Here is a 20,420-nt window from a genome sequence, read left to right as displayed (position 1 = left end):
GACGAATTGTCGAAAGCGGTTGGACAATCCGTCATCATCGACAATCGTGGTGGAGCGGGGGGCGGTGTCGGCTCCGAAGCGGTCGCGCGCGCGACGCCCGATGGCTACACGCTGTTGATGGGGACAATCGGCACGCATTCGATCAACCCGGCGGTCTACGCGAAGATCAATTACGATCCGATCAAGGATTTCGAACCGGTCATCCAGTTCGGCACCGCGCCAAATGTGCTCGTCGTGCATCCCGATCTGCCGATCAAGAGCGTCAGCGACCTGATCGCCTATATCAAGGCCAATCCCGGCAAGGTGAATTACGGATCGTCCGGCAACGGCACATCGAACCATCTTTCGGGCGCGATGTTCGTTGCGCGCAATGGATTGAACGCGACGCATATTCCCTACAAGGGCGGTGCGCAGGCGATCACCGACCTGTTGCGTGGCGAAATCCAGTTCATGTTCTATCACTATCTGCCGCTGCTCGGTCACATCAAGGAAGGCAAGCTGCGTGCGATCGCAAACACCAATGCGACACGCATCGACGCTCTGCCGGATGTGCCCGTGATGAAGGAAGCCGGCATGAACGACTTCGAGGTCTCGGCCTGGTTCGGTGTCTGGGCGCCGGCGAAGACTCCGAAGGACGTTGTCGGAAAGCTCAACCAGACCATTCAGAAAATCATGAGTTCGCCGCAGGTGAAAAAGAGTCTGCTTGCGCAGGGCATCGATCCGGTCGCCGGCTCTCCGGAAGACCTGTTGAAGCTCAACCAGTCTGAACTCGCACGCTGGGCAAAGGCCGTCGAACAGGCCGGCGCCAAGCTGTCGAACTAGAAAAATTCAGGGAGCGAGACCATGAGCAGATATCTCACGCCGGTCGTGTTTGCCGCCGCGGCAACGCTCGCAGCGGCGTTCGCGCCGGCCCACGCGCAGCAATGGCCGAGCAAGCCGGTGACCGTAATCGTGCCGTTCGCGGCCGGCGGCAATGTCGATGCCGCAGCCCGCATCTTCTCCGAGCGGCTGTCGTCCCGCCTCGGCCAGCAATTCGTGATCGAGAACAAGAGCGGGGCGGGCGGAAGCATCGGTATCGGCGCGATGGCGAAGTCCAATCCGGATGGCTACACGCTCGCTGTGGTGTCTGCCGGCACGCTGTTCATCCTGCCGCACATCTACAAGGAAAAGCTCGGCTATGACGGCCTGAAGGACATCCGTCCGGTCGCGATGGTGGCGTATCAGCCGAACATGCTGATCGTCGATCCCAAGGTGCCGGCGAAGACCGTTGGTGAGTTGTTCGACTACATGAAGGCCAATCCCAACAAGCTCAGCTATGGCTCGTCCGGCATCGGCACTTCGCAGCATCTGTGCATGGAGCTGATCGTCCAGCATACCGGCGCCAAAATCGCGCATGTCCCGTATCGGGCCTCGAACCAGATCATCCAGGACCTGATCGGCGGTCAGATCCAGATGACCTGCGATCAGTTCTCCACGGCATATCCGCAGGTGCAGGGCGGCAAGGCCCGTGCGATTGGCGTATCGTCGCTCGAGCGCTATCCGGTCGATCCGTCGATCCCGGCGCTGGCCGAAACGGTGCCTGGTCTGGAAGTGACATGGACGGCAGTGTTCGTCGCTCCTGCGAAAACGCCGAAAGAGATCACCGACAAGCTCGCTGCTGAGTTGAGGGAGATCGCGAAGGACCCGGCGATGATCGAAAGGCTCAAGGCGCTCGGTGTCACGCCGATGAGCGTGACCGGTGCCGAACTGCAGAAGATGATCGCGACCGACTACGACAAGTGGAAGCCGATCGTCGAGCGGGCGAAAATCCCGCAGCCTTGATGCAGAGCTGATGCGGTTCGCGGCGTGGCGCTGTATGCGCCGCGCCGGCTGACTGGGGGCGCGGGGCGCTCTGCCGCGCAGGGATGCGGGAGACGGACACCATCTGTTATTGAGCAGGATTGCCCCCGGCAGACGGCGCGCGCGGGGCTTGTTCCGGCCATTGGCGTCTTTATGGTTCTCCGAATCGATGGCTTGAGAGATGCGCTGCGGCGACGCGGCGTTTCATTGCCGTTCGCAGGAGAGGGCCATGTCGGAGATGTCCCGGCGTTCGGTGATCGGTGGCGTGGCAGCGATGGGGGGATTGGCAATGGCCGGCGCCGACGGGGATTCATATGCGGGTCAGCCGCCCTATGGGCCGATGCCGGTCCCGCTGCAGGGCAAGGAACTACCCTCGTTGCGCTACGCGCTCGGCGCTGCACCGAACATTCCGCACGACGGCGGCTGGTCGAAGGAGGCCACCGTCCTGAACTTTCCGGTGTCCGAGAAGCTGGCCGGCGTGCTGATGCAGCTCGATTCCGGCGGCCTGCGTGAATTGCACTGGCACGCCAATGCTGCCGAATGGGCCTATGTGATCAAGGGCAATTGCCGCGTCACGACCATCGATCCCAAGGGACAATGCGAGATCGTCGATTTCGGCGAAGGCGACGTCTGGTACTTCCCGCGCGGGCATGGCCACTCGATCCAGGGTCTCGGGCCGGGCCCCTGCGAATTCATCCTGATCTTCGACAACGGTTATTTCTCGGAGTTCGGTACCTTCAGCATTACCGACTGGATCGGGCATGTGCCGCCTGAGGTGCTGGCCAAGAACTTCAACGTGCCGGCCGCGACCTTCGCGACATTTCCGAAGAAGGAAGTGTATCTCGTCAAAGGCCCGGTGCCGCCGCCGCTGCCGGCCAATCCGGCTGCCGGCTCAATCAATGCGCCGGCAGAGACGCACCGTTATCGTCTGCTCGCGCAGAAGCCGCAAAGCTATCCCGGCGGCACCATGACCATCGTGTCGCAGAAGGAATTCCCGATCTCCACCACGATGACCGGCGCTTTGATGAGCATCAAGCCAGGCGGTTTGCGCGAACTGCATTGGCATCCGAACGCCGACGAGTGGCAATACTACATCAAGGGCCGGGCGCGCATGACGGTGTTCGGATCGGGGGGCCGCGCGCGCACCGAGGAATACGTCCCGGGCGATGTCGGCTATGTCCCGCAGGGCTTTGGCCATTACATCGAGAATATCGGCACCGACGATCTCGAACTGGTGCTGGCGTTCAACAGCGGCGAGTATCAGTCGATCTCGGCGACGGCGTGGTTCGCCGCCAATCCGTCGGAACTGCTCTCCACGAATTTCGGCGTACCGCCGGCGACCTTCGCCGGCTTTCCGAAAAGCGATACCCCGATGCCGAAATGAAGGTTGTTCTGCGTTCGATTGTTGCCCTTCTCTCGCTCATGAGCGTGCAATCGGCTTTCGCACAAAGCCTCGAGCCCGGACGCTGGCGCGTCATGACCACTACGTTGTCCGGGCCGATTGCTCCGCCGGATGTCGCGACGCGCTGCCTCACGCCGGAGGACGTTGCCGATCTCGGCAAGACCTTCGGTCCGCAGATCAAGACCGAAAACTCCACATGCGAGCGCAAGGAATTCAAGCTCGAGGCATCGGGCCTGACCTGGCGTCTTCAATGCAGGGGCGACCTCGATATGGACCTCGACGCAGAGTTCATCTTTGACAGCCCGACGCGCTACAGTGCGCTGATCAAGACCAGGGCGACCATGCTGGACCGCATCGTCCACGACTCGATGGTTTCGATTTCGGCCGAACGCATCGGCGAGTGCCGGTAGCTGCGGCTTATTCCGGCAGCACCTGCTTGTTGCGCGGATAGAGATGGTCGGCCGCGACCATCACCATGATCAGGATCGGCGTTGCCAGCAGCGCACCGATCGGTCCCCAGAGCCAGGACCAGAAGGCAAGCGACAGGAACACCGCGAGCGGATGCAGCAGCAGCTGGCGGCCGATGATGGTCGGCACCAGGAAATGTCCCTCGATAAACGTGAAGGACATGAACAGCGCGGGCGCGATCAGTGCGGGCCACAACGTGTCAAATGTCAGCAGCCCGATCACGAACAGCGTCAGATGCATCATGCCCGGGCCGACATAGGGGATGTAATTCAGCACGAAGGCCATTGCGCCCCACAGCAACGGCGCCGGGAAGCCGAGCATCCATGTCACCAGCGCGCAAACCAGACCGACGCAGACATTGATGGTCGTCACCGTCAGCAGATAGCCGTTCAGGCTGCGTTCCGTGTCGTTGTAGATCTTGAGCGCGCGCAGCCGGCCGTCGCGCGTGTCGAACAGGTTGACGATATACTGACGCATCGCCGCGCGGCCCAGCACGAAGAAGAACAGCGTCGCAAAGAACAGCACGAATTGCAGCATCGCCGGCGCGAGTGTGCCGAGCACGGAGCCGATCATGTCCGTCGGTTTCGAGACATCCACTGCAAGGCCTGACGATCCGCTGAAGGTTGCATAAAGCTCCTTCAAGGCTGCGAGCGGACGCTCCATGAATCGGAATTTTTCCTTGATTTCTGCGCCGATCTCGGCAGACCGCCCGACAAGATCGGAGACCGGATCGGAGAGGAGAACGATTGCGAGGTAGAGCGCACCGGCAAGGATTGTGACGATGATCAGCGCGGGTACCCAACCGGGGAAGCCGTTCTTAACGGCATAACCGGTGAGCGGCCCGATCGTCAGCGCCACGATCAGCGCGCACAGAAGTGGCATTAACAGCGGGCGCGCGAAGTACAGGAAGGTGCCGAAGATGATCACCGCCATCAGGATGGTGGCGAGCTGAGACGACATTCGCCAGAACGCCGTTGCATCTTCAAACGGTGACGTATCGAACGCGCCGACGCGAAAGCCACGCGCCGGATAGGTCTGAGGTGCAGCAGAAGCGGGGCCTTGTGGCACCGCTTCCGCAGCATCGGGAGCGCGCCCTGATCTGATGTCTCGCGCCACGTTCACTCTGCTGGCCCCATCCGTCTCGTCGATACGTCCGTGCGGCCCCTGACAATGCCGGCACAGCGGATGAGTTCCATTGTCACAATATCGGACGTGGAACCACTGTTTTGTGCCGCTTCGGCACGGGTTTCGCGGCATCCGGTTTGCAGCTCGCCCAGCAAGGGGTTGTCGGCGTTTGTTGCCGGAGCGGGAGTCGCGGGTCATGTCGACGAGGATGGTGTTTGCACTAGCGGTGTCTGCGCTCGCGCTCACGAGCGTCAGCACGCCGGCCGACGCGCAGCGCGTCACCGATACGGTGGTCGGAAGCTGCGTCTTGTCGGGAGGCGCCGCACATTGCGTGCGGCAATATCGCTACGGCGATGCCGGTAACCGCGGGGTTCAGTCATTGAAGGAGCCGAACGCGGAGGACATCGCCGAGACGCGCTCCCGCGAGGCGCGATGGGTCGCGCGCTGCAAACCGCAGTTGCGCCACGATCCGCATGGCGTCGGCCGATATGTCTATGCCGCGCCAGGCTGCGAATACGGTCAGGACCGCGACTAGGGTCAGAAGCGGGTCGGTCGCGCCGTCATCATCGGCACCACCAGAAACAACAGCAGCAGCAATCCCACGATATCCGTTGCGGTCATCTGCATTTCCCCTGATGCCGAACGACGCAAGTCCGCTTGCGCGCCGGCGCGTTTAGGTCCCATGCACGTCCAACGGATCCGCCGTCCCGCAGGCAGGTCCGGCATCGATCGTGGGGCCGCTGCGCTAATGCGGCCTGAAGAAACAGGGTTAACCGATGCGGAGCGCGGCAGCGGCGAGACAATTCCCGCGGCTTGCTCTATGAAGGGGCCATGAAGGCAACCCTGATCGCCATTCTGCTCGCTCTTGTGACCGCCGCGCCCGCGTTCGCCCAGAGCAAAGCGCCGACCAAGCCGAAATCTGAGCCTGCACCGAAGGCTGATCCCGCAAAGCGCGCCAACCCGTGCGCGGAATATGGAGCGGGCTTCGTCCAGGTCGAGGGAACCGGTACCTGCGTACAGGTTCGCGGCTATGTCCGCATGCAGGGATCGGTGCGGTAAGGCCGCCAAGGGAAAGCCCCGCGCCGTTGCCGACGCGGGGCTAAATTCCACAATCGGCGGGGAGGTTCGCGCCGCCGACTGACACCCTCATTATCGCTGCATCGCGGAAAAAAATCGTCTCACAACCTGTTACCAAGCGTGACGCGGCGTGAGCTGGGCAGTGCAGGCGGTTTCAGAACCGCCGGTTCCTCGATGAGCACAAGGTCAGCGGCAAATCACGCGACCCCACCGGTCACGCCAGCACCATCGGCAATGGAGCCGGCCCCAGCGGTCGCGCCAGCACCGGCGCCAGCGAGCATCCTGTAGAAAGTTCGGTGCGAGGGTCTGAAGTCCCTCCTGGTTCGGCACCAACGGACTGGCATTCGCAGGACTCGGCAGCGCGGCATAGACAAGCCCAGCAACTGCTACGGCGAGAAGAGCTCGTATCATGGGTAGCCTCCCGGACTGATTGCCAACGCGAAACCGTCGCGCTGCTTTCCGCCGATTTCAAGATCGCGCGCGTAGTCTGTGCCTCGCGCAAGGAACCGGCGCGCGGCGATGACGTTGCCCCGCGCATGGAGATGGCACATGGGCTGGGTCGGTCCGAACGGACGCATTTATCAAAGCAAGCGGTGGGTCGTGTTCGCGGCGATTGGGGCCGCCGCCGTCGCTATGGCCGCCTGGGTCAAACGCAGGATCGCGCGATAGCGACCCTCCGCGTTGCCAGAATGTTCGTCTCCCATTTGGGGGATATTGCTTAAATTAGGACATGCGTCACGGTTCGTTCTCCCGGACGTCTTTCGGATCGTTGAAAGCTCATGGTCAGCGGCGAAGGGACAGGCGCCCGCGCCACGGCGGCAAAAAGCCATTGACGCCCCGGATCACCTTGCTATGTCCCTGAAATCCCAGCGGTCGCCGGCTTAGCTCAGCGGTAGAGCAGCGGTTTTGTAAACCGAAGGTCGGGGGTTCAATCCCCTCAGCCGGCACCATGACTTGCACGGCCCGTGCTCCGCTTGTGCGCCAGGAGGCGCGACTGAAATCAAAGCAAGCACTGGTCCGGGGAGGACCGGTCACGTATTTGACCGCGACCGAAGTCGACGAAATGCAGGGTGATCCATCATTAGAAATCGTGGCTGCGGGAGAGTGCAGATGAAAGCGACCTGGATGATTGCGTTGCTGATCGCGAGCCCGCTTTTCGCGTCGCCTGCAATGGCCGCGTCCGCGAACGCCGCCATGCGCCAGGCTTGCATGTCGGATGCCAAACGGCTCTGCAGCAAGCATTTCGGCGATCGCGCCGCGGTTCGCAAATGCATGCGCTCGAACCGTGGCAAGCTGTCGTCCGGCTGCTCGGCTGCGATCGGCAAACGTCGCGGCGATGCGGTTGCATCATGCAAGAAGCGGCTTATGCCGAAGGTCAGGGGCCTTGGACGTGAAAAAGCGCGCGCAGCGATCAGGTCATGCGCGATTGCCGAGATGGGCCGCTGAAAACGCGGTCTTTTGTAACCGATGCTCTCGCCGCGGCTCAGATGCTGATTTCGTCCGTCGCGACGACAGAATAATAAGTCTTCGGTTCGACCGCCTGCAGGCCGACGACGGTGGCGACCGCCACCACCTTGACCTCGATCACGTGCACGATGGACCCGTTCTTGTCGACTTCGGCGACTTTTGAACCGGGAATGAACCCGATGGTCGCGACCACGCAGGCGTGATCGTTGCCGGCCTCGCGATTGACCGTCAGCAACGTCTTCTCGACGTCATCGTCCATCAGCGAGATGAACCGTTGCGCCTGCTCCTTCGTATCGCAGACGAGGCCGGACCCGGTCAGAACCTTGCCCGTCGGTGGGTTGTCCGAGAAGGGAGCGGAAGCCGAGCAAAGAAACGCGGCTGCCATCACACCAAACAGTTTCTGCATCACCGCCTCCCGCCGGCGTCGCTTCGCCGGGATGTTCCCGCCCGTGTTTCAGGGTGGCAATTCCGGGGTGCGCGCGATGTTCCACGCTGCGCGGACAGTGAGTGTATCGTCAGGCGACGCGGTCGCCGGTGCGGACGATCGAGTAATAGAGTTTCGGCTCGATCATCTGCAGTCCGTTGGTTGTGGCAACCGCCAGAACGCGAACCTCGATGACGTCGACCACAGTGCCGTTACGTTCGACCTCCGATACGATTTGCCCAGGCACAAAACCGTAGGTCGCGACCATGCAGGCGTCCGGTGTTCCGGCTTCCGTGTTCACTGTGCCGAGCGCGGTCTCGATATTGTCGCGCAGAACGAGCACGAAGCGTTCGGCCTGTTCGCGCGTGTCGCAGATCAGGCCCGATACGAGGCGGGGCGTTTGATCGGGGGCTGGCTGTTCGGCGAGTGCAACATTTGCCGTCGCAATCAGCGCCAGTCCGGCGAGGATGGAACCGCATAGGCTTCGCATATCAGCCTCCGTTGGCGGGCGTCCGGATGACGGCACCCAAGCCATTCCATCATTTGTCTCAGAGGGACGGGCGCGGGTTCACGTCGTGGGGGCATGCGAACGTGCGCCCCTGCATCCCGACGATGACGATGCGGTGATCAGGCGATCAGCGGCGAAGGCTGGTGGGCCAGGCCAGGGTATGCCGCGGGCGGATTTTTGCTTCCGGTTGCGGGTTGTGAAGGGCTGCGCCCAGGAGCCAGTCCACGGTCTTGAGGATCGCCTCGCGCGAATCCCATGTGGACACGCCCCAATGCGCCGTCAGCAGGCTTTCCGCCTTGTCGAGAAGCGCGTTGCCGAGGCCGAGTGAGCGCGCGCGGGAAATGGTTGCCATATGGGCCTGGCGCTGCCGGTCGATCTCAGCCGGTGACAGTGTACGCTTGAGCGGCGCGGCTTTCGGTCTTGCAGGCATTCACATCCCTTGAACACGGCTCTTGGCGGCCATGCCTGACGGGACGTTAAAGAGGTACGATCAGGACTCGGGTAAAATGCGGGTCACTTTGCATAAATGTCCCGTATACACGCGTGTCGCCGAAAGTCTAATGTGCGACGTCCATCGGAACCGCGAGCCGGTATCCGACACCAAGTTCAGTCAAGAGAATGCGCGGCTTGGTCGGGTCGGTCTCGATCTTCTGGCGAAGCTTGCGCACGAATATGCGAAGGTAATGCGTGTCGTGCACGTGCCATTGTCCCCACACCTCGCTGAGGAGGGTCTGATGGGTCACGACCTTGCCCGCATGCTGGGCGAGCACCTGGAGCAGGCGGTATTCCTTTGGCGTAAGCGAAAGCCGTTTCCCGCCTGCGGTTACACGCCTCGCCGCGAAGTCGATCGTAAGGTGATCGATCGTAATGGTACTTTCGCCGCTGTCGCCGCGTGAGTGGCGGCGGAGCGCGGCTTTCGCCCGCGCGAGCAGCTCGGCCATACCGAAGGGTTTCACGACATAGTCGTCCGCACCCAGTTCGAGCAGACGGACTTTCTCGTCCTCGCTCGACCGCACGGACAGCACGATGACCGGGACGTTGGACCACGAGCGCAGGCGTTCCAGAACGTCGCTGCCGTCCATGTCTGGCATGGCCAGATCGAGGATCACGAGATCGATCGATCGCAGCGTCGCAACGCGCAATCCGTCCTGGCCATTCTCTGCTTCGTGAACGCCATAGCCATCAAGCTCGAAGCCCGCGCGCAGGAAGCGCCGGATCTGCGCCTCGTCGTCGACGACGAGAACGGTGGGAGCGTGCCTTTCGTTCATGCGATGGTCTCTGTCGGGGCGTCGGCCGGTACCTCGAGCTCGCGGCCGACCGGAAGGTGAATGAGGATACGCGAGCCGTGATTTGCGCCGGAACTGACAATCTCGATATGACCGGCATTGGCCGCGACGAAGGACTGCGCGATCCACAGTCCGAGCCCGGCGCCGGTGACCAACGAGGCATGGCGCTCGCCGCGAAAGAAGCGCTCGCCGGCGCGCGCTTTCTCGTCTGCGGAAAACCCGGCGCCGCTATCGGACACCGCAATCGTCACGTCGTTGCCCGTGCGCCGTCCCTCGACCTCGATCACGGAGCCTGCGGGTGAATACTTCGCTGCATTGTCGAGGAGCTGGCCTAGCGCCTGCTCGATCAGCACCGAGTCGACGTAGACCAGCGGCAGATCAGGAGCAATCCGGACGATTACGTCGTGCGCCCGAAGTCGCGGGCGTCTGTGCTCGACCGCGGCATTGACGATATCGGCGGGCTCAGACCATTCGAACTTGGGAAGCACGCCGTCGCTCGAAATGCGCGTCGCATTCAGAAGATTTTCGATGTCGTAGTTCAGCCGCTCGGCTTCTTCGCGTGCAACATTGGCGAGGCTGGAGAGTCTTGGGTCGGACTGCACCGGCGCCGACGTTGCGATTGTCGTGGTCGCGCCGAGAATGGCGGCGAGGGGCGTGCGCAGTTCGTGCGAGACGGAGCCGAGCAGGGCGTCCCGAAGGCGCTCGGCATCAGTGCGGCTGCGCGCTTCGTTGATCGTGCGGCCAAGTCCAAGCCGCTGCAGCGTTGCCACGGCGTCAATCAGGGCCTGGTCGATGTCATCGCTGATGTGTCCCGTCTCGTCGTCGTTCCGCTTTCCGAGATCTACGGCGATCACGCCGAAATCCTGACTTTGCGGCGACACTGCGCGCACCAGCCAGGATTGCCCCTTGCCGTCCTCGGTGACGACGCCGGCGACCGGATCGATCTTGCGATTGAGTGCGGATAGCACCGCATCGCGGACCGGGGCCGGGACCTTGAGGGCCTCGCACCGTTCGATTGCCTCGCTTTCGGTCGTGATGGGGCCGAACAGGAGTACGCTTCGGCCGACCAGAAGGCTGAGGTGCCGCTGGATCGCTTCATAGATGCCGGTCGCATCGCGGGCGGAGGTCAGCCGGCGCGCGAACGCATAAAGGGCGCCGATCTCGTGTTCGCGACGGTTCGCGCGTTCGGCTTCGACGCGCAGGCGCGTTGCAAAATGACCGGTTATGATCGCCACGATCATGAACATGATCAGGTCGACGATCTGAAGCGAATCGTAGATCCGAAAATCGAAAATCGGTGCATAAAAGAAAAATGCCGCCGAGGCGATCGCCGAGACCGCAGCGACGGTGGCTTCAATCACCCCCCAGCGGATCGCCGCGATCATCACCGGGATCACGTAACCGATCGAGATATGCCGGATTTCGGTGAAGTGAATGACGATCGCAAGACCCACCGTCGTCACGGCCACCAGAGCGAACGAATAAAAGGCGCGGCGCAGCAGCAGCAGGCGCGGGTGGTCGCGATCGAGGGTGGATGTTTGCGGCATCTCAGGCGCATTCTATCGCAAAAAAAGGCCCCGTTGGCGGGGGCCTCCAGTTGCTTGGGAGGAAACATGGGCGGCTCTTTCGGCCGCCCATGCCGGGGTTATCGGGATGACGTGCTCATGTTTTCGACGCCGGAGCCGGACCTGATGTCCACCCCCTTGGTGTCGCGCAGGAACACGGCACCGACCACGAGCGTCATGACCGCGACCACGATCGGGTACCAAAGGCCGGCATAGATATCGCCGGTCGCGGCCACAATCGCTGTCGCAAGCAGAGGCAGCATGCCGCCAAACCAGCCGTTGCCGATGTGATAGGGCAGCGACATCGAGGTGTAGCGGATGTTGGTCGGGAACATTTCAACCAGGAAGGCTGCGATCGGGCCGTACACCATGGTGACGTAGATCACCAGGATAACGAGGATCAACAGCGTCAACGGCCAGTCGATCTTGGCCGGATCAGCCTTGGCCGGGTAGCCGGCCTTGGCGAAAGCTGCCGTCCAGGTCTTGGCATCCCAACCCTGCACCTTGTCGTTTCCGATGGTGAGGGCAGGAGACGAACCGGCCGGCAGCGTTTGCGTGGTGAACGATACGCCGAGCTTGGTCACGAAGTCCTTGGCCCGGTCGCAATCCGAGAACTTCGACCACGGACCCACAAAGATGTGGAAGTTGCAGGTCGCAGGATCGACGCCGACGCTGATCGACTGTTTCGCCTGGAACGCCGCGAGGTCCGGGTTCGCTGCCTTGGTCAAGGCACCGAACAACGGGAAGTACGTCACCGCGGCGATCAGGCATCCGGCCAGGATGATCTTCAGGCGGCCGATCCGGTCGGACAGCCATCCGAAGAAGATGAAGAACGGCGTGCCGATAACGAGCGAGAGGCCGATCAGGATATAGGCCGTCGCGTAGTCGACCTTCAGCGTGATGATGAGGAAGAACAGGGCGTAGAACTGGCCCGTATACCATACCACGCCCTGGCCGGCGGTTGCGCCGAGCAAGGCAAGCAACACGTACTTGTTGTTGGGATAGCGCAGGAAGCTGTCGGTCAACGGTGACTTCGAGCCTTTGCCTTCCTCTTTCATCTTCTGGAAGATCGGAGTTTCGTTCAGCTTCAACCGGATCCAGACAGAGAAGGCCAGCAGGACGACCGACACGAGGAACGGAATACGCCAGCCCCATTCGGAGAACGTCTTCGCGTCCATCGCGGTGCGGCAAATCAGGATCACGCCAAGCGCCATGAACAGGCCGAGTGTGGCGGTGGTCTGAATCCAGCTTGTTGCAAAACCGCGATCGTTGGGTCGGGCGTGTTCGGCCACGTAGGTCGCCGCACCGCCATACTCGCCGCCAAGCGCGAGGCCCTGCAACAGGCGCAGCGACACGAGCAGGATCGGAGCAAGCCACCCGATCGATGCGAAGGTCGGCAGAAGACCAACGGCAAAGGTCGAGGCGCCCATGAAAAGGATAGTGACGAGGAAGGTGTATTTGCGGCCGACGAGATCGCCGATCCGGCCGAACAGCAGCGCGCCGAACGGGCGCACGAGGAAGCCGGCGGCATATGTCGCGAAGGCCGAAAGCAGCGCGGCGGTGTCGTTTCCGGGCGGAAAGAAAAGCGATGCGAAGAATGGAGCCAGCACGGCGTAGAGATAGAAATCGTACCATTCGAAAACGGTGCCGGTCGAAGACGCAAAGATGACGAATTTCTCTTCCCTCGTCATACCTGCGCCGCGAGCCGACGTATGGTCTGCGGTCGTTGTGGACATGGGCGCTCATCCCCTTGGTTCTGCGTAATGGGGGACGGCTTTCGCCGCTCTCGCACGCTTACCGTCCCCACCGCGCAAGTTGCGGAGACGGAGCCCGCGCGTCTGTGCGCGTTAGGTCGTAGACCAAAGGTCAAGATGCAGCGCAGCAAGACTCTGAACTGGCAAGGCTTTCGCTTTGGCCGCTCGATGTGCGGCTTACACTTTATGATGACACCGCGAAGCGCTTGTTCACCAGAATGTTCGAACGCAGCACCCATCCGAACATGCAGGCACCGGTCTGCCGGGCCGCGATCGGTCACTTTGAATTAATGGTAACAGGTGATTCACGCCTGCTGTTAACGCGGTGCATCCCTCGGGATTCTAGAATGCTTGCGGCTGAGGGGGCGCGCCAATGCGCCTGCGCTGGAGTGTATGCGTATGCGTTGGGCGGCGTTCGCGCTCGTGTTTGCGCCTGCTTTGGCAGGTATCGTCGACGCGCGCGCCGACCACGGACCGGTCCTGGTCGTGCCGGGTCGGCCCAACATTCCGGTTCCGATCAACGGCTATAACGCCGCCTGGGGCGTGGTCGAAGGCGATTGGGGATTGTATCGGCCGGGTGCAGCTCCCGGCGTGACAGTCTATCCGTCGCCCTACGTGCCGCCGCTGCAGCCGGAACGGCCGGTGCGGTACACGCCGGCGAGCCGTTACTTCCCGACGCTCGGTGTCCAGCCCCATCTCGGTCGTTTCGAGATCGAGCCGCCTGCCAACCGGCCAATGCCGAAGCCGGCGGAGGCCTACAGCCGTTCGTGGTCCGCTGAATCGCCAAACGTGCCGCCGACGCAATACGCGCCGTCGCCACCGATGATGATCAGCCCGGAGGTCAACTTCAATTCGCCCTGGGGCGGCGGCGAAAATCCACCCGGACCCTATCCGCCACGCCCGCGCCCACCGCATCGCCGTTAAACTGTAACCCCTGAGAAGGACGTATCATGTCTCGCGTAACGCTGTCGCTCCTTGCCGCCGCTGCCATGACTTTCGTGGCCGCCGGCTCCGCCAATGCACAATGCTGCAACTCCGGGTTTGCCATGCCGGTGGTCTCTTATCCGAGCGCATGCTGCAACAGCGGCTTCGCCTTCGGTGGCGGCTATGCGGTTCAGGCCGCTCCGGTCGTGGTGCAGGCCGCTCCGGTTGTCGTCCAAGCTCAGCCGGTCGTGGTGCAGCAACCCGTCATCGTCAAGCAGCCGGTCCTCGTGCAGCAGCCCGTCGTCGTGCAGCAGCAGCCGGTCGTCCAGCAATATGTGGTCAATCAGGGTCCGGTCTATTCCGGTCCGGGCCTGAGCGATCCGCGTTACGGCACTTATTACGCACCGCGCGCTGTCGGCGCTTATCCTTACGCCGCGGGTCTCGGTGGCCGCTGGGGTTATCGCCGCGCCTATTACGGTCCGCGTCCGCACTGGCACGCACGCCGCGCGTATCACCGCCACTATCACCACAACCACGGCCCGATCAGCGTCAATAACTGATCGGCCGATTGCCTTGTCGCTCTCGCCGAACCTGGCGAGAGCGATGCCGCATCAGGTTCGCGGATGCAGCCGCGTCGTCGCGACATAGAGCGCGAGCGCGGCTGCATTCGATACATTGAGGCTCTTGATCGCGCCCGGCAGATCGAGCCGCGCGGTGCGATCGCAGGTCTCACGCGTCAATTGCCGCAATCCCTTGCCTTCAGCGCCAAGCACCAGCGCCAGCGGTGAGCGCAATTGCGTTGCCGCAAGATCCGCATCCCCTTCGCTGTCGAGCCCGACCAAGAGGAAACCGCGTTCGCGCAACGCGGCGAGTCCGCGCGCGAGATTTTGCACGGTCACGATCGGCACGTAATCGAGGGCGCCGGACGCCGACTTTGCAAGTACGCCGGTTGCCTCGGGCGAATGCCGGGCGGTGGTGACAAGCGCCGTGACGCCAAACGCTGCGGCGCTGCGCAGGATCGCGCCGACATTGTGCGGGTCCGTGATCTGGTCCAGCACCAGCACGATGCCTTCCGCCGGCAGTTCGGACAGGTCCGGCGCGTCCAGCGGATCGGCTTCCGCGAGCAGACCATTGTGCACGGCGTCCGGGCCGAGCCGGCGCGCGATCTCGTCCGGGCGGACGATCTGGGGCGTCACCTTGAGCGCAATGCCATCGGCTGCGAGACGCTTCGCAGCGTTCTCTGTCGCATAGAGTGCGCGGATGCGGCGCCTCGGATTGGCGAGCGCTGCCTCAACCGTGTGCAGGCCGTAGAGGATCGCAGTGTCCGCTTCGACCGGCGCACGCCCTGATCTGCGGCCGGTCGGGGGACGATCCGGCCGGTCGCGTTTGAAGTCTGGTTTCTTCCGAAAGGGAGGCTTCCGATTCCGCTCGCTCATGCTTCCTCATGGCACAGACTTTGCTGCGCATAAATCGTGCAATCATGTGAGGACGACGCGCCATGACCCATCCCGACCGCCGCCAGGTTCTGCAAGCCATGCTTGGGGCTGGTCTTAGGGCAGGTTTTGGGGCAGGGGCCACTCTGCCGTTCGGCGGTTTGCCGGTCTATGCCCAATCGCGCGCCGAGACGCTTCTGGTGGTGCAGGAACTGGGGCCGAACAGCCTCGACATGCACGGCGTCGGGTCCAACCAGACCGTCAATGGACTGTCCTGGAATTGTTACGACCGGTTGCTCACTTATGCGGCAAAGACGCTGCCGGACGGTACGGTGAGCTACGACCGCGGCTCGCTCGCGCCGGAACTTGCGGAGAGCTTTCAGGTCGCGTCGGACGGTATGTCCTGCACCTTCAAACTGCGCAAGGACGCGACCTTCCACAACGGCGCACCGGTGACCGCGCGCGACGTGAAATGGTCGTTCGACCGGGCGGTCAAGGTCGGGGGCTTTCCGACGTTCCAGATGTCCGCCGGATCGCTCCTGAACCCGGAGCAATTCATCGCCGTCGACGATCACACCTTCCGCATCGACTATGTCCGCAAGGACAAGATGCTGCTGTTCAACGTCGCGGTAGTGGTGCCCTTCATCATCAATTCCGAACTTGCGAAGAAGAACGCGACCGAGGCCGATCCGTGGGCGATGACTTGGCTGCGCAATAACGAAGCGGGCGGTGGGGCCTATCGCATCGAAAGCTGGAAGCCTGGCGCCGAGACCGTGCTCGCGCGTTTCGATCACTGGAAAAGCGGTCCGCTGCCGAAAATCCGGCGCATCATCGCCCGCGATATCCCGTCCGCCGGCACGCGCCGCGCGCTGCTGGAAAAGGGCGACGCCGATTATTCGACCGGGTTCGCGCCAAAGGATTTCGACCAGCTCAAGAAGGACGGCAAGGTGCAGGTGGTCGGCGTGCCGATCCCGAACTGCCTCTGGTATGTCGCGCTCAATACTGCGAAGCCGCCGTTCGACAACGTGAAGCTGCGGCAGGCCATCGCCTATGCGATGCCCTATGAACAGATCCAGTCGGCGGCCTTTTTCGGCCGCGCCGTGCCGATGTATGGCGGATCAGGCAAGGTCGAGACGGCGGCATGGCCGCAGGCTTTCCCCTACGTGACCGACCTCGACAAGGCCAAGGCGCTGATGGCGGAAGCGGGCTTTCCGAACGGCCTCGAAACGACGCTCGGGCTCGATACCGGTACGGCGACTGTCGGCGAGCCGACCGCGATCCTGATTGCCGAAACGCTCGGCAAGATCGGGATCAAGGTGACCCTCGACAAGATCCCGGGCGCGAACTGGCGCACGACGCTCAACAAGAAAGAGCTGCCGATGGCGCTGAACCGGTTCAGCGGCTGGCTGGATTATCCGGAGTATTATTTCTTCTGGAATTTCCACGGCAACAATTCGATCTTCAACATCTCGGCCTACAAGAACGCTGAGATGGACGCGCTGATCGACAAGGCGCGCTTCACCGAAGATCCGGCGGAATACGAGGCGACGGTGAAGGCCTTCATCGCGCTTTGCATGCGCGAGGTGCCGGTTGTGCCGCTCAACCAGCCGATCCACGATGTGGCCCTGAAGCAGGGGGTGGGCGGCTACGAATTCTGGTTCCACCGGGAGCCGGACTACCGCCAGTTGACCAAGACCTGAGCGAACGGGGACGTTTCCGTCCGGGGCAAACCGGGTGGATATCCCTGATTTCCCATTGACTTAAGCGGGCGTCGCCACCATAAACCCGACCGCGTCCGGCGCCGGCGTAAAAAGCTTGCGCCCGGGCGTTTTACATAAAGCCGATCCGGGTTAAACCTTTTGTCGGCTGGGTGCGACCAAGGTGTGGTCGCACAGACTGATCCCGTGGAGGGGTGCCCGAGTGGCTAAAGGGGACGGACTGTAAATCCGTTGGCTATGCCTACGTTGGTTCGAATCCAACCCCCTCCACCAATTCTCCGGAAAAATCGGCTTATTTTTTTGATGCCGTGCCATTTTGTCCGTTCTGCTTCTGACGAGCGGCGTTGAGAGCATCGCTCAGGGACCTTCATGAAGAACCCTTACAATTCGGCGCCGGCCAGTGCCTTTTGGCGGACGGGTGTTGCTGATGTGGCGCCCTGGGGGCTGTCCGACCTTTACAAAAAGACTTTCCCCATCGGGCCGACCGACCGAATCGTAACGGCCGGCAGTTGTTTTGCTCAGCATATCGGCCGGCATATGAGAAAAGCCGGATTTCGTTTCAAGAACTACGAGCCGGCGCCGCCAATGTTCCCGAAGAAGTTGCGGGGCAAGTTTAATTATGGCGTGTTCTCTGCTCGGTATTGCAATATCTACACCGCGCGACAATTGGTTCAGTTGTTCGATCGCGCTTTCGATATTTGGTCGCCTCACGAAGATCTCTGGAATGACAGCAAGGGGTGGTATGACGCGTTTCGGCCCGCGGTTGAACCCATGCCCTTTGCATCGCGAGAGGAAGCCATAGCGTCCAGGCAATCTCACTTTCGCGCTGTCCGGAAAGTCTTCAAAGAGTCGGATGTGTTCATATTTACACTCGGCCTGACTGAGGCATGGATATCAAAGGCCGATGAAGCGGTTTACCCGGTTTGTCCGGGCGTGCATGGCGGCGCGTTTGATTCACAAAAGTATGCTTTCAAGAATTTTGACTATGAAGAGACACTGGCGGATATGCGCTCTTTCGTGAGCAAAGTTCGCGACGTCAATCCACGGCTAAAGATTCTACTGACAGTGTCGCCGGTGCCCTTGACCGCCACTGCGTCAAATAAGCATGTTATGGTGGCCACAACCTATTCGAAGTCCGTTCTCAGAGCGGTCGCTGGCAAGTTGGCCGATGAAGATGAACAGATTGATTATTTCCCGTCGTATGAGATCATTTCCAGTCCGGCTATGAATGGTGTTTTCTTCGAAGCGAACAAAAGGTCCGTTGCCGCGCTTGGCGTTGACTATGTAATGTCCCATTTCTTCGCCGAGCATCCGCCGCTGTTAAGTGCCGTTCCAACGAAGACGAATCAGAATGCTGTCGTCGCCGGGTCAGACGACGATCTGATCTGCGAGGAAATGCTTCTTGAGGGGGAACGGTAGAAGTGCTGGTTATCGCTGGCGATTCTCATGCGATCGCAATTCGTCAGGGCTTTGATGCGTTGCATTCGGACGAACGTCATCGGTTAGTGCAGAAATATAACGATGTGAGAATTGGGATGCTTCAGGCAGGCTTCCGATTCATGAAGAGGTTTCACAAGGTGTTCGACGAGGCGATCGTGTTTAACGCTTCGATCGCAAATCGCTTAGAAAAAATTGGCGTGAACGCCGCAATTCAACGCAACGATGACAGGACTTTTGTTTTCTCGATCGGTACTCATGGGCTCCGGCTTTATATCGACCCGGCATGGTCTAAATTCACGTTGATCCCTAGAAGCGAGAAGTTGTTTGTATCACGTGGAGCAATGACTCAGATCGTGCGAAGCTACAACCAAAACGTCATCCGATTTTATGATGATCTGCTCGACCTTGGCGTTAGCTTCTATGTCTTGGTGAGTTGTCCGATGCCCTTGGCTCAATGGGAGTTCAGGCAGAGAACCTTCGAAACGCCAAACGAGTTTGCTACGCTGTTCGAAACCTTCCAGGATGTCGCAGTCGAGATGATGCTTGGAAGAGGCGTTAAGGTCCTCAGACCACCATCAAGCGTTTTGGATGGGCGGTTTTTAAGAAAGGATCTTCAGGGCAGCAAGAATGCACGCGATTATCACGGCAATTCCAAGTACGGCGAGATTATTTGGCGCGATGTTCTTATGCCTGAGTTGGGCGCCGGCTATCGTGCAAACCTGCAATGGCATCCAAACGATAGCCGCTCCAGCGCTGTTCCCGAACGAGAAGCGAGCTGATAAGCAGCGGCAAGCCAGCGAGAGGATACCTCACTCAGGCAACTCGGTTATCCTGATGGAGTTTCTCTTCTGCAGAAGTGGAAGCGCGCGCCGTCCGAGTATTTCAATTTTGCGCTCGGCGGCGACAGCACTCGAAGTTTACTTTGGCGGCTGGCCAACGCCTTTCGGCGGCAACTAGCGTCGGGACGCCGTAATTCGGATTGCGGTAGGGGCGGCCGATGGCCCGCCGTAGGAGGGCCGTCATAGTAAGGCCCGCCGCGGTATTGCGGCACACAACGATATCCATCGAAAAAGCAGCGCGACCGCAACCGTCGCGCGCCTCCGCAATGCTCCCGAAGCCGATCGTCGCCGCTCCGGCTATCATCGCCAGGAACAATGCCCGGATAGGTCTGCCCTCCAAGATTTGTGGACGGAATGACGCGCAAACGTGCGATCGGTTCCCGCCGCAAGCGCCGCGTTAGAAGGGACTGGTTCGCACGGTGGAAGCTATCACGGACACCCGAAGCTGCCCGTCATCATCATCAGCAGCGCGCCGATGATGGTCGCGGCGAGGACGATGGCGAAGATCATCCCTGGCTCCTTCATGTCACCCGGCCTGATAACTACGAAGCCGAGGCGTGGGTTCGCGTGCTGCACCGCGAAAGTAACAGTGGTCCGGTCCTGCTGGACCTGCATAATCCGGTGTACACTGCGCGTTGCATTATCAGAGGCCTCACCATGCGCCATGCGTCCCGCCGCGATGTTCTGACCGCCGCTCTCGGACTGACCGCCACCAAGGCCATTTCCATTCTGCCATTCGGGACGCGGGCGTATGCGCAGACGCCGCCGCAGACCGCCGCCGGCATCGTTTCGGTCATTCGCGAGAAGCGCGTGAGTGCGACCGATGTAGTGAAGGCGGCGCTCGCGCGTGCGGAGCAGATGAAGCACCTGAATGCGATCATCACACTCAACACGGAGGGCGCGCTCGCCGCGGCAAAGAAGATCGACGACATGGTTGCCGGTGGGAAGCCGCTTCCGCCGCTCGCCGGCCTTCCTATCGTGGTCAAGGATAACATCAACACCGCAGACCTGCCGACGACGGGCGGCACCGAAGCGCTGCGCAACGCGCGTCCGAACGCCAACGCGCCCTCGCTGCAAAAGCTGATCGATGCTGGCGCCATCGTGGTCGGTAAGGCGAACATGCACGAGCTCGCCTTCGGCATCACCTCGAC

22 protein-coding genes and 2 tRNA genes are annotated in these 20,420 nt (G+C 61.4%); 15 read left to right on the top strand and 9 right to left on the bottom strand.

The window, feature by feature from the left end; translation table 11 throughout:
* The 4 genes from VNZ93_RS09605 to VNZ93_RS09590 form a co-directional block, all read left to right on the top strand.
* Positions 1–822 (top strand): tripartite tricarboxylate transporter substrate binding protein (locus VNZ93_RS09605; RefSeq protein WP_325703512.1); only part of this gene is annotated, 822 nt, incomplete at its 5' end.
* A 21-nt stretch (positions 823–843) separates the two neighbouring features.
* Complete coding sequence (locus tag VNZ93_RS09600; protein WP_325703509.1) at positions 844–1,821, top strand: tripartite tricarboxylate transporter substrate binding protein; 978 nt, start codon at positions 844–846, stop codon at positions 1,819–1,821.
* Between the two features lie 247 nt (positions 1,822–2,068).
* Positions 2,069–3,223: a cupin domain-containing protein gene (locus VNZ93_RS09595; protein ID WP_325703506.1), complete on the top strand. Its 1,155-nt coding sequence runs from the start codon at positions 2,069–2,071 to the stop codon at positions 3,221–3,223.
* Positions 3,220–3,651, top strand: a complete 432-nt coding sequence (locus VNZ93_RS09590; protein WP_325703504.1) for a DUF3617 domain-containing protein — start codon at positions 3,220–3,222, stop codon at positions 3,649–3,651. The genes VNZ93_RS09595 and VNZ93_RS09590 overlap by 4 nt, the downstream gene beginning before the upstream one ends.
* A gap of 7 nt (positions 3,652–3,658) precedes the next feature.
* Here VNZ93_RS09590 and VNZ93_RS09585 read toward each other — a convergent pair whose 3' ends face one another.
* Positions 3,659–4,669 (bottom strand): AI-2E family transporter, encoded by a 1,011-nt coding sequence (locus VNZ93_RS09585; RefSeq protein WP_325703501.1) that lies wholly within the window; start codon positions 4,667–4,669, stop codon positions 3,659–3,661.
* Positions 4,670–5,030: 361 nt separating this feature from the next.
* On the opposite strand from VNZ93_RS09585, the gene VNZ93_RS09580 reads away from it, so the two are divergent.
* From VNZ93_RS09580 to VNZ93_RS09565, 4 genes are all read left to right on the top strand, one after another.
* Positions 5,031–5,369, top strand: a complete 339-nt coding sequence (locus VNZ93_RS09580) for a hypothetical protein (RefSeq protein WP_325703498.1) — start codon at positions 5,031–5,033, stop codon at positions 5,367–5,369.
* A 296-nt stretch (positions 5,370–5,665) separates the two neighbouring features.
* Positions 5,666–5,893, top strand: coding sequence for a porin (locus VNZ93_RS09575; protein WP_325703495.1), 228 nt, complete (start codon positions 5,666–5,668; stop codon positions 5,891–5,893).
* An 893-nt stretch (positions 5,894–6,786) separates the two neighbouring features.
* Positions 6,787–6,861 (top strand) — tRNA-Thr (locus VNZ93_RS09570).
* A 160-nt stretch (positions 6,862–7,021) separates the two neighbouring features.
* Positions 7,022–7,357, top strand: a complete 336-nt coding sequence (locus VNZ93_RS09565) for a hypothetical protein (protein WP_325703492.1) — start codon at positions 7,022–7,024, stop codon at positions 7,355–7,357.
* 37 nt (positions 7,358–7,394) lie between these two features.
* Here VNZ93_RS09565 and VNZ93_RS09560 read toward each other — a convergent pair whose 3' ends face one another.
* From VNZ93_RS09560 to VNZ93_RS09535, 6 genes are all read right to left on the bottom strand, one after another.
* Positions 7,395–7,784, bottom strand: a complete 390-nt coding sequence (locus VNZ93_RS09560; RefSeq protein WP_325703489.1) for a hypothetical protein — start codon at positions 7,782–7,784, stop codon at positions 7,395–7,397.
* Between the two features lie 109 nt (positions 7,785–7,893).
* Positions 7,894–8,292, bottom strand: coding sequence for a hypothetical protein (locus VNZ93_RS09555; protein WP_325703486.1), 399 nt, complete (start codon positions 8,290–8,292; stop codon positions 7,894–7,896).
* 145 nt (positions 8,293–8,437) lie between these two features.
* Positions 8,438–8,662, bottom strand: coding sequence for a hypothetical protein (locus VNZ93_RS09550; protein WP_325703483.1), 225 nt, complete (start codon positions 8,660–8,662; stop codon positions 8,438–8,440).
* Between the two features lie 205 nt (positions 8,663–8,867).
* Complete coding sequence (locus VNZ93_RS09545) at positions 8,868–9,578, bottom strand: response regulator (protein ID WP_325703481.1); 711 nt, start codon at positions 9,576–9,578, stop codon at positions 8,868–8,870.
* The gene (locus VNZ93_RS09540; protein ID WP_325703478.1) at positions 9,575–11,143 is read right to left on the bottom strand and encodes an ATP-binding protein; all 1,569 of its coding nucleotides are present in this window, start codon (positions 11,141–11,143) and stop codon (positions 9,575–9,577) included. The genes VNZ93_RS09545 and VNZ93_RS09540 overlap by 4 nt, the downstream gene beginning before the upstream one ends.
* Before the next feature lie 98 nt (positions 11,144–11,241).
* The gene (locus VNZ93_RS09535) at positions 11,242–12,897 is read right to left on the bottom strand and encodes an MFS transporter (protein ID WP_325703476.1); all 1,656 of its coding nucleotides are present in this window, start codon (positions 12,895–12,897) and stop codon (positions 11,242–11,244) included.
* 417 nt (positions 12,898–13,314) lie between these two features.
* On the opposite strand from VNZ93_RS09535, the gene VNZ93_RS09530 reads away from it, so the two are divergent.
* Together VNZ93_RS09530 and VNZ93_RS09525 are read left to right on the top strand one after the other, a co-directional pair.
* Positions 13,315–13,839, top strand: a complete 525-nt coding sequence (locus tag VNZ93_RS09530) for a hypothetical protein (protein ID WP_325703473.1) — start codon at positions 13,315–13,317, stop codon at positions 13,837–13,839.
* A 26-nt stretch (positions 13,840–13,865) separates the two neighbouring features.
* On the top strand, positions 13,866–14,399 hold the full coding sequence (locus tag VNZ93_RS09525) for a hypothetical protein (protein WP_325703471.1): 534 nt from the start codon (positions 13,866–13,868) through the stop codon (positions 14,397–14,399).
* Between the two features lie 51 nt (positions 14,400–14,450).
* Here VNZ93_RS09525 and rlmB read toward each other — a convergent pair whose 3' ends face one another.
* Positions 14,451–15,275, bottom strand: a complete 825-nt coding sequence (gene rlmB, locus VNZ93_RS09520) for a 23S rRNA (guanosine(2251)-2'-O)-methyltransferase RlmB (RefSeq protein WP_325703468.1) — start codon at positions 15,273–15,275, stop codon at positions 14,451–14,453.
* Positions 15,276–15,337: 62 nt separating this feature from the next.
* Here rlmB and VNZ93_RS09515 point away from each other — a divergent pair, with 62 nt between their 5' ends.
* The 4 genes from VNZ93_RS09515 to VNZ93_RS09500 all read left to right on the top strand — a co-directional run bounded on the left by VNZ93_RS09515 (position 15,338) and on the right by VNZ93_RS09500 (position 19,209).
* A complete protein-coding gene (locus VNZ93_RS09515; protein WP_325703465.1) occupies positions 15,338–16,972 on the top strand; it encodes an ABC transporter substrate-binding protein in 1,635 nt (544 codons plus the stop codon).
* 206 nt (positions 16,973–17,178) lie between these two features.
* A tRNA-Tyr gene (locus VNZ93_RS09510) sits at positions 17,179–17,263 on the top strand.
* A 96-nt stretch (positions 17,264–17,359) separates the two neighbouring features.
* A complete protein-coding gene (locus VNZ93_RS09505) occupies positions 17,360–18,409 on the top strand; it encodes a GSCFA domain-containing protein (RefSeq protein ID WP_325703462.1) in 1,050 nt (349 codons plus the stop codon).
* 2 nt (positions 18,410–18,411) lie between these two features.
* A complete protein-coding gene (locus VNZ93_RS09500; RefSeq protein ID WP_325703459.1) occupies positions 18,412–19,209 on the top strand; it encodes a hypothetical protein in 798 nt (265 codons plus the stop codon).
* Between the two features lie 489 nt (positions 19,210–19,698).
* Here the strand turns inward: VNZ93_RS09500 and VNZ93_RS09495 are convergent, their stop codons facing one another.
* Complete coding sequence (locus VNZ93_RS09495; protein ID WP_325703456.1) at positions 19,699–19,935, bottom strand: hypothetical protein; 237 nt, start codon at positions 19,933–19,935, stop codon at positions 19,699–19,701.
* On the opposite strand from VNZ93_RS09495, the gene VNZ93_RS09490 reads away from it, so the two are divergent.
* The coding region (locus VNZ93_RS09490; protein ID WP_325703453.1) for an amidase family protein at positions 19,927–20,420 on the top strand (494 nt) is incomplete at its 3' end. The two genes, VNZ93_RS09495 and VNZ93_RS09490, sit on opposite strands and share 9 nt — an antisense overlap.

This window comes from Pseudorhodoplanes sp. (genome assembly GCF_035565795.1).
Lineage (GTDB): Bacteria > Pseudomonadota > Alphaproteobacteria > Rhizobiales > Xanthobacteraceae > Pseudorhodoplanes.
The sequence above is the reverse complement of the archived record's forward strand: the minus strand, read 5'-3'. Positions and strand labels throughout refer to the sequence as shown.

Coding starts and splice junctions, on each gene's coding strand:
- VNZ93_RS09600 (WP_325703509.1), top strand. CDS start 844: ATGAGCAGATATCTCACGCCGGTCGTGTTTGCCGCCGCGGCAACGCTC.
- VNZ93_RS09595 (WP_325703506.1), top strand. CDS start 2,069: ATGTCGGAGATGTCCCGGCGTTCGGTGATCGGTGGCGTGGCAGCGATG.
- VNZ93_RS09590 (WP_325703504.1), top strand. CDS start 3,220: ATGAAGGTTGTTCTGCGTTCGATTGTTGCCCTTCTCTCGCTCATGAGC.
- VNZ93_RS09585 (WP_325703501.1), bottom strand. CDS start 4,669: ATGTCGTCTCAGCTCGCCACCATCCTGATGGCGGTGATCATCTTCGGC.
- VNZ93_RS09580 (WP_325703498.1), top strand. CDS start 5,031: ATGTCGACGAGGATGGTGTTTGCACTAGCGGTGTCTGCGCTCGCGCTC.
- VNZ93_RS09575 (WP_325703495.1), top strand. CDS start 5,666: ATGAAGGCAACCCTGATCGCCATTCTGCTCGCTCTTGTGACCGCCGCG.
- VNZ93_RS09565 (WP_325703492.1), top strand. CDS start 7,022: ATGAAAGCGACCTGGATGATTGCGTTGCTGATCGCGAGCCCGCTTTTC.
- VNZ93_RS09560 (WP_325703489.1), bottom strand. CDS start 7,784: ATGCAGAAACTGTTTGGTGTGATGGCAGCCGCGTTTCTTTGCTCGGCT.
- VNZ93_RS09555 (WP_325703486.1), bottom strand. CDS start 8,292: ATGCGAAGCCTATGCGGTTCCATCCTCGCCGGACTGGCGCTGATTGCG.
- VNZ93_RS09550 (WP_325703483.1), bottom strand. CDS start 8,662: ATGGCAACCATTTCCCGCGCGCGCTCACTCGGCCTCGGCAACGCGCTT.
- VNZ93_RS09545 (WP_325703481.1), bottom strand. CDS start 9,578: ATGAACGAAAGGCACGCTCCCACCGTTCTCGTCGTCGACGACGAGGCG.
- VNZ93_RS09540 (WP_325703478.1), bottom strand. CDS start 11,143: ATGCCGCAAACATCCACCCTCGATCGCGACCACCCGCGCCTGCTGCTG.
- VNZ93_RS09535 (WP_325703476.1), bottom strand. CDS start 12,897: ATGTCCACAACGACCGCAGACCATACGTCGGCTCGCGGCGCAGGTATG.
- VNZ93_RS09530 (WP_325703473.1), top strand. CDS start 13,315: ATGCGTTGGGCGGCGTTCGCGCTCGTGTTTGCGCCTGCTTTGGCAGGT.
- VNZ93_RS09525 (WP_325703471.1), top strand. CDS start 13,866: ATGTCTCGCGTAACGCTGTCGCTCCTTGCCGCCGCTGCCATGACTTTC.
- rlmB (WP_325703468.1), bottom strand. CDS start 15,275: ATGAGCGAGCGGAATCGGAAGCCTCCCTTTCGGAAGAAACCAGACTTC.
- VNZ93_RS09515 (WP_325703465.1), top strand. CDS start 15,338: ATGACCCATCCCGACCGCCGCCAGGTTCTGCAAGCCATGCTTGGGGCT.
- VNZ93_RS09505 (WP_325703462.1), top strand. CDS start 17,360: ATGAAGAACCCTTACAATTCGGCGCCGGCCAGTGCCTTTTGGCGGACG.
- VNZ93_RS09495 (WP_325703456.1), bottom strand. CDS start 19,935: ATGGCGCATGGTGAGGCCTCTGATAATGCAACGCGCAGTGTACACCGG.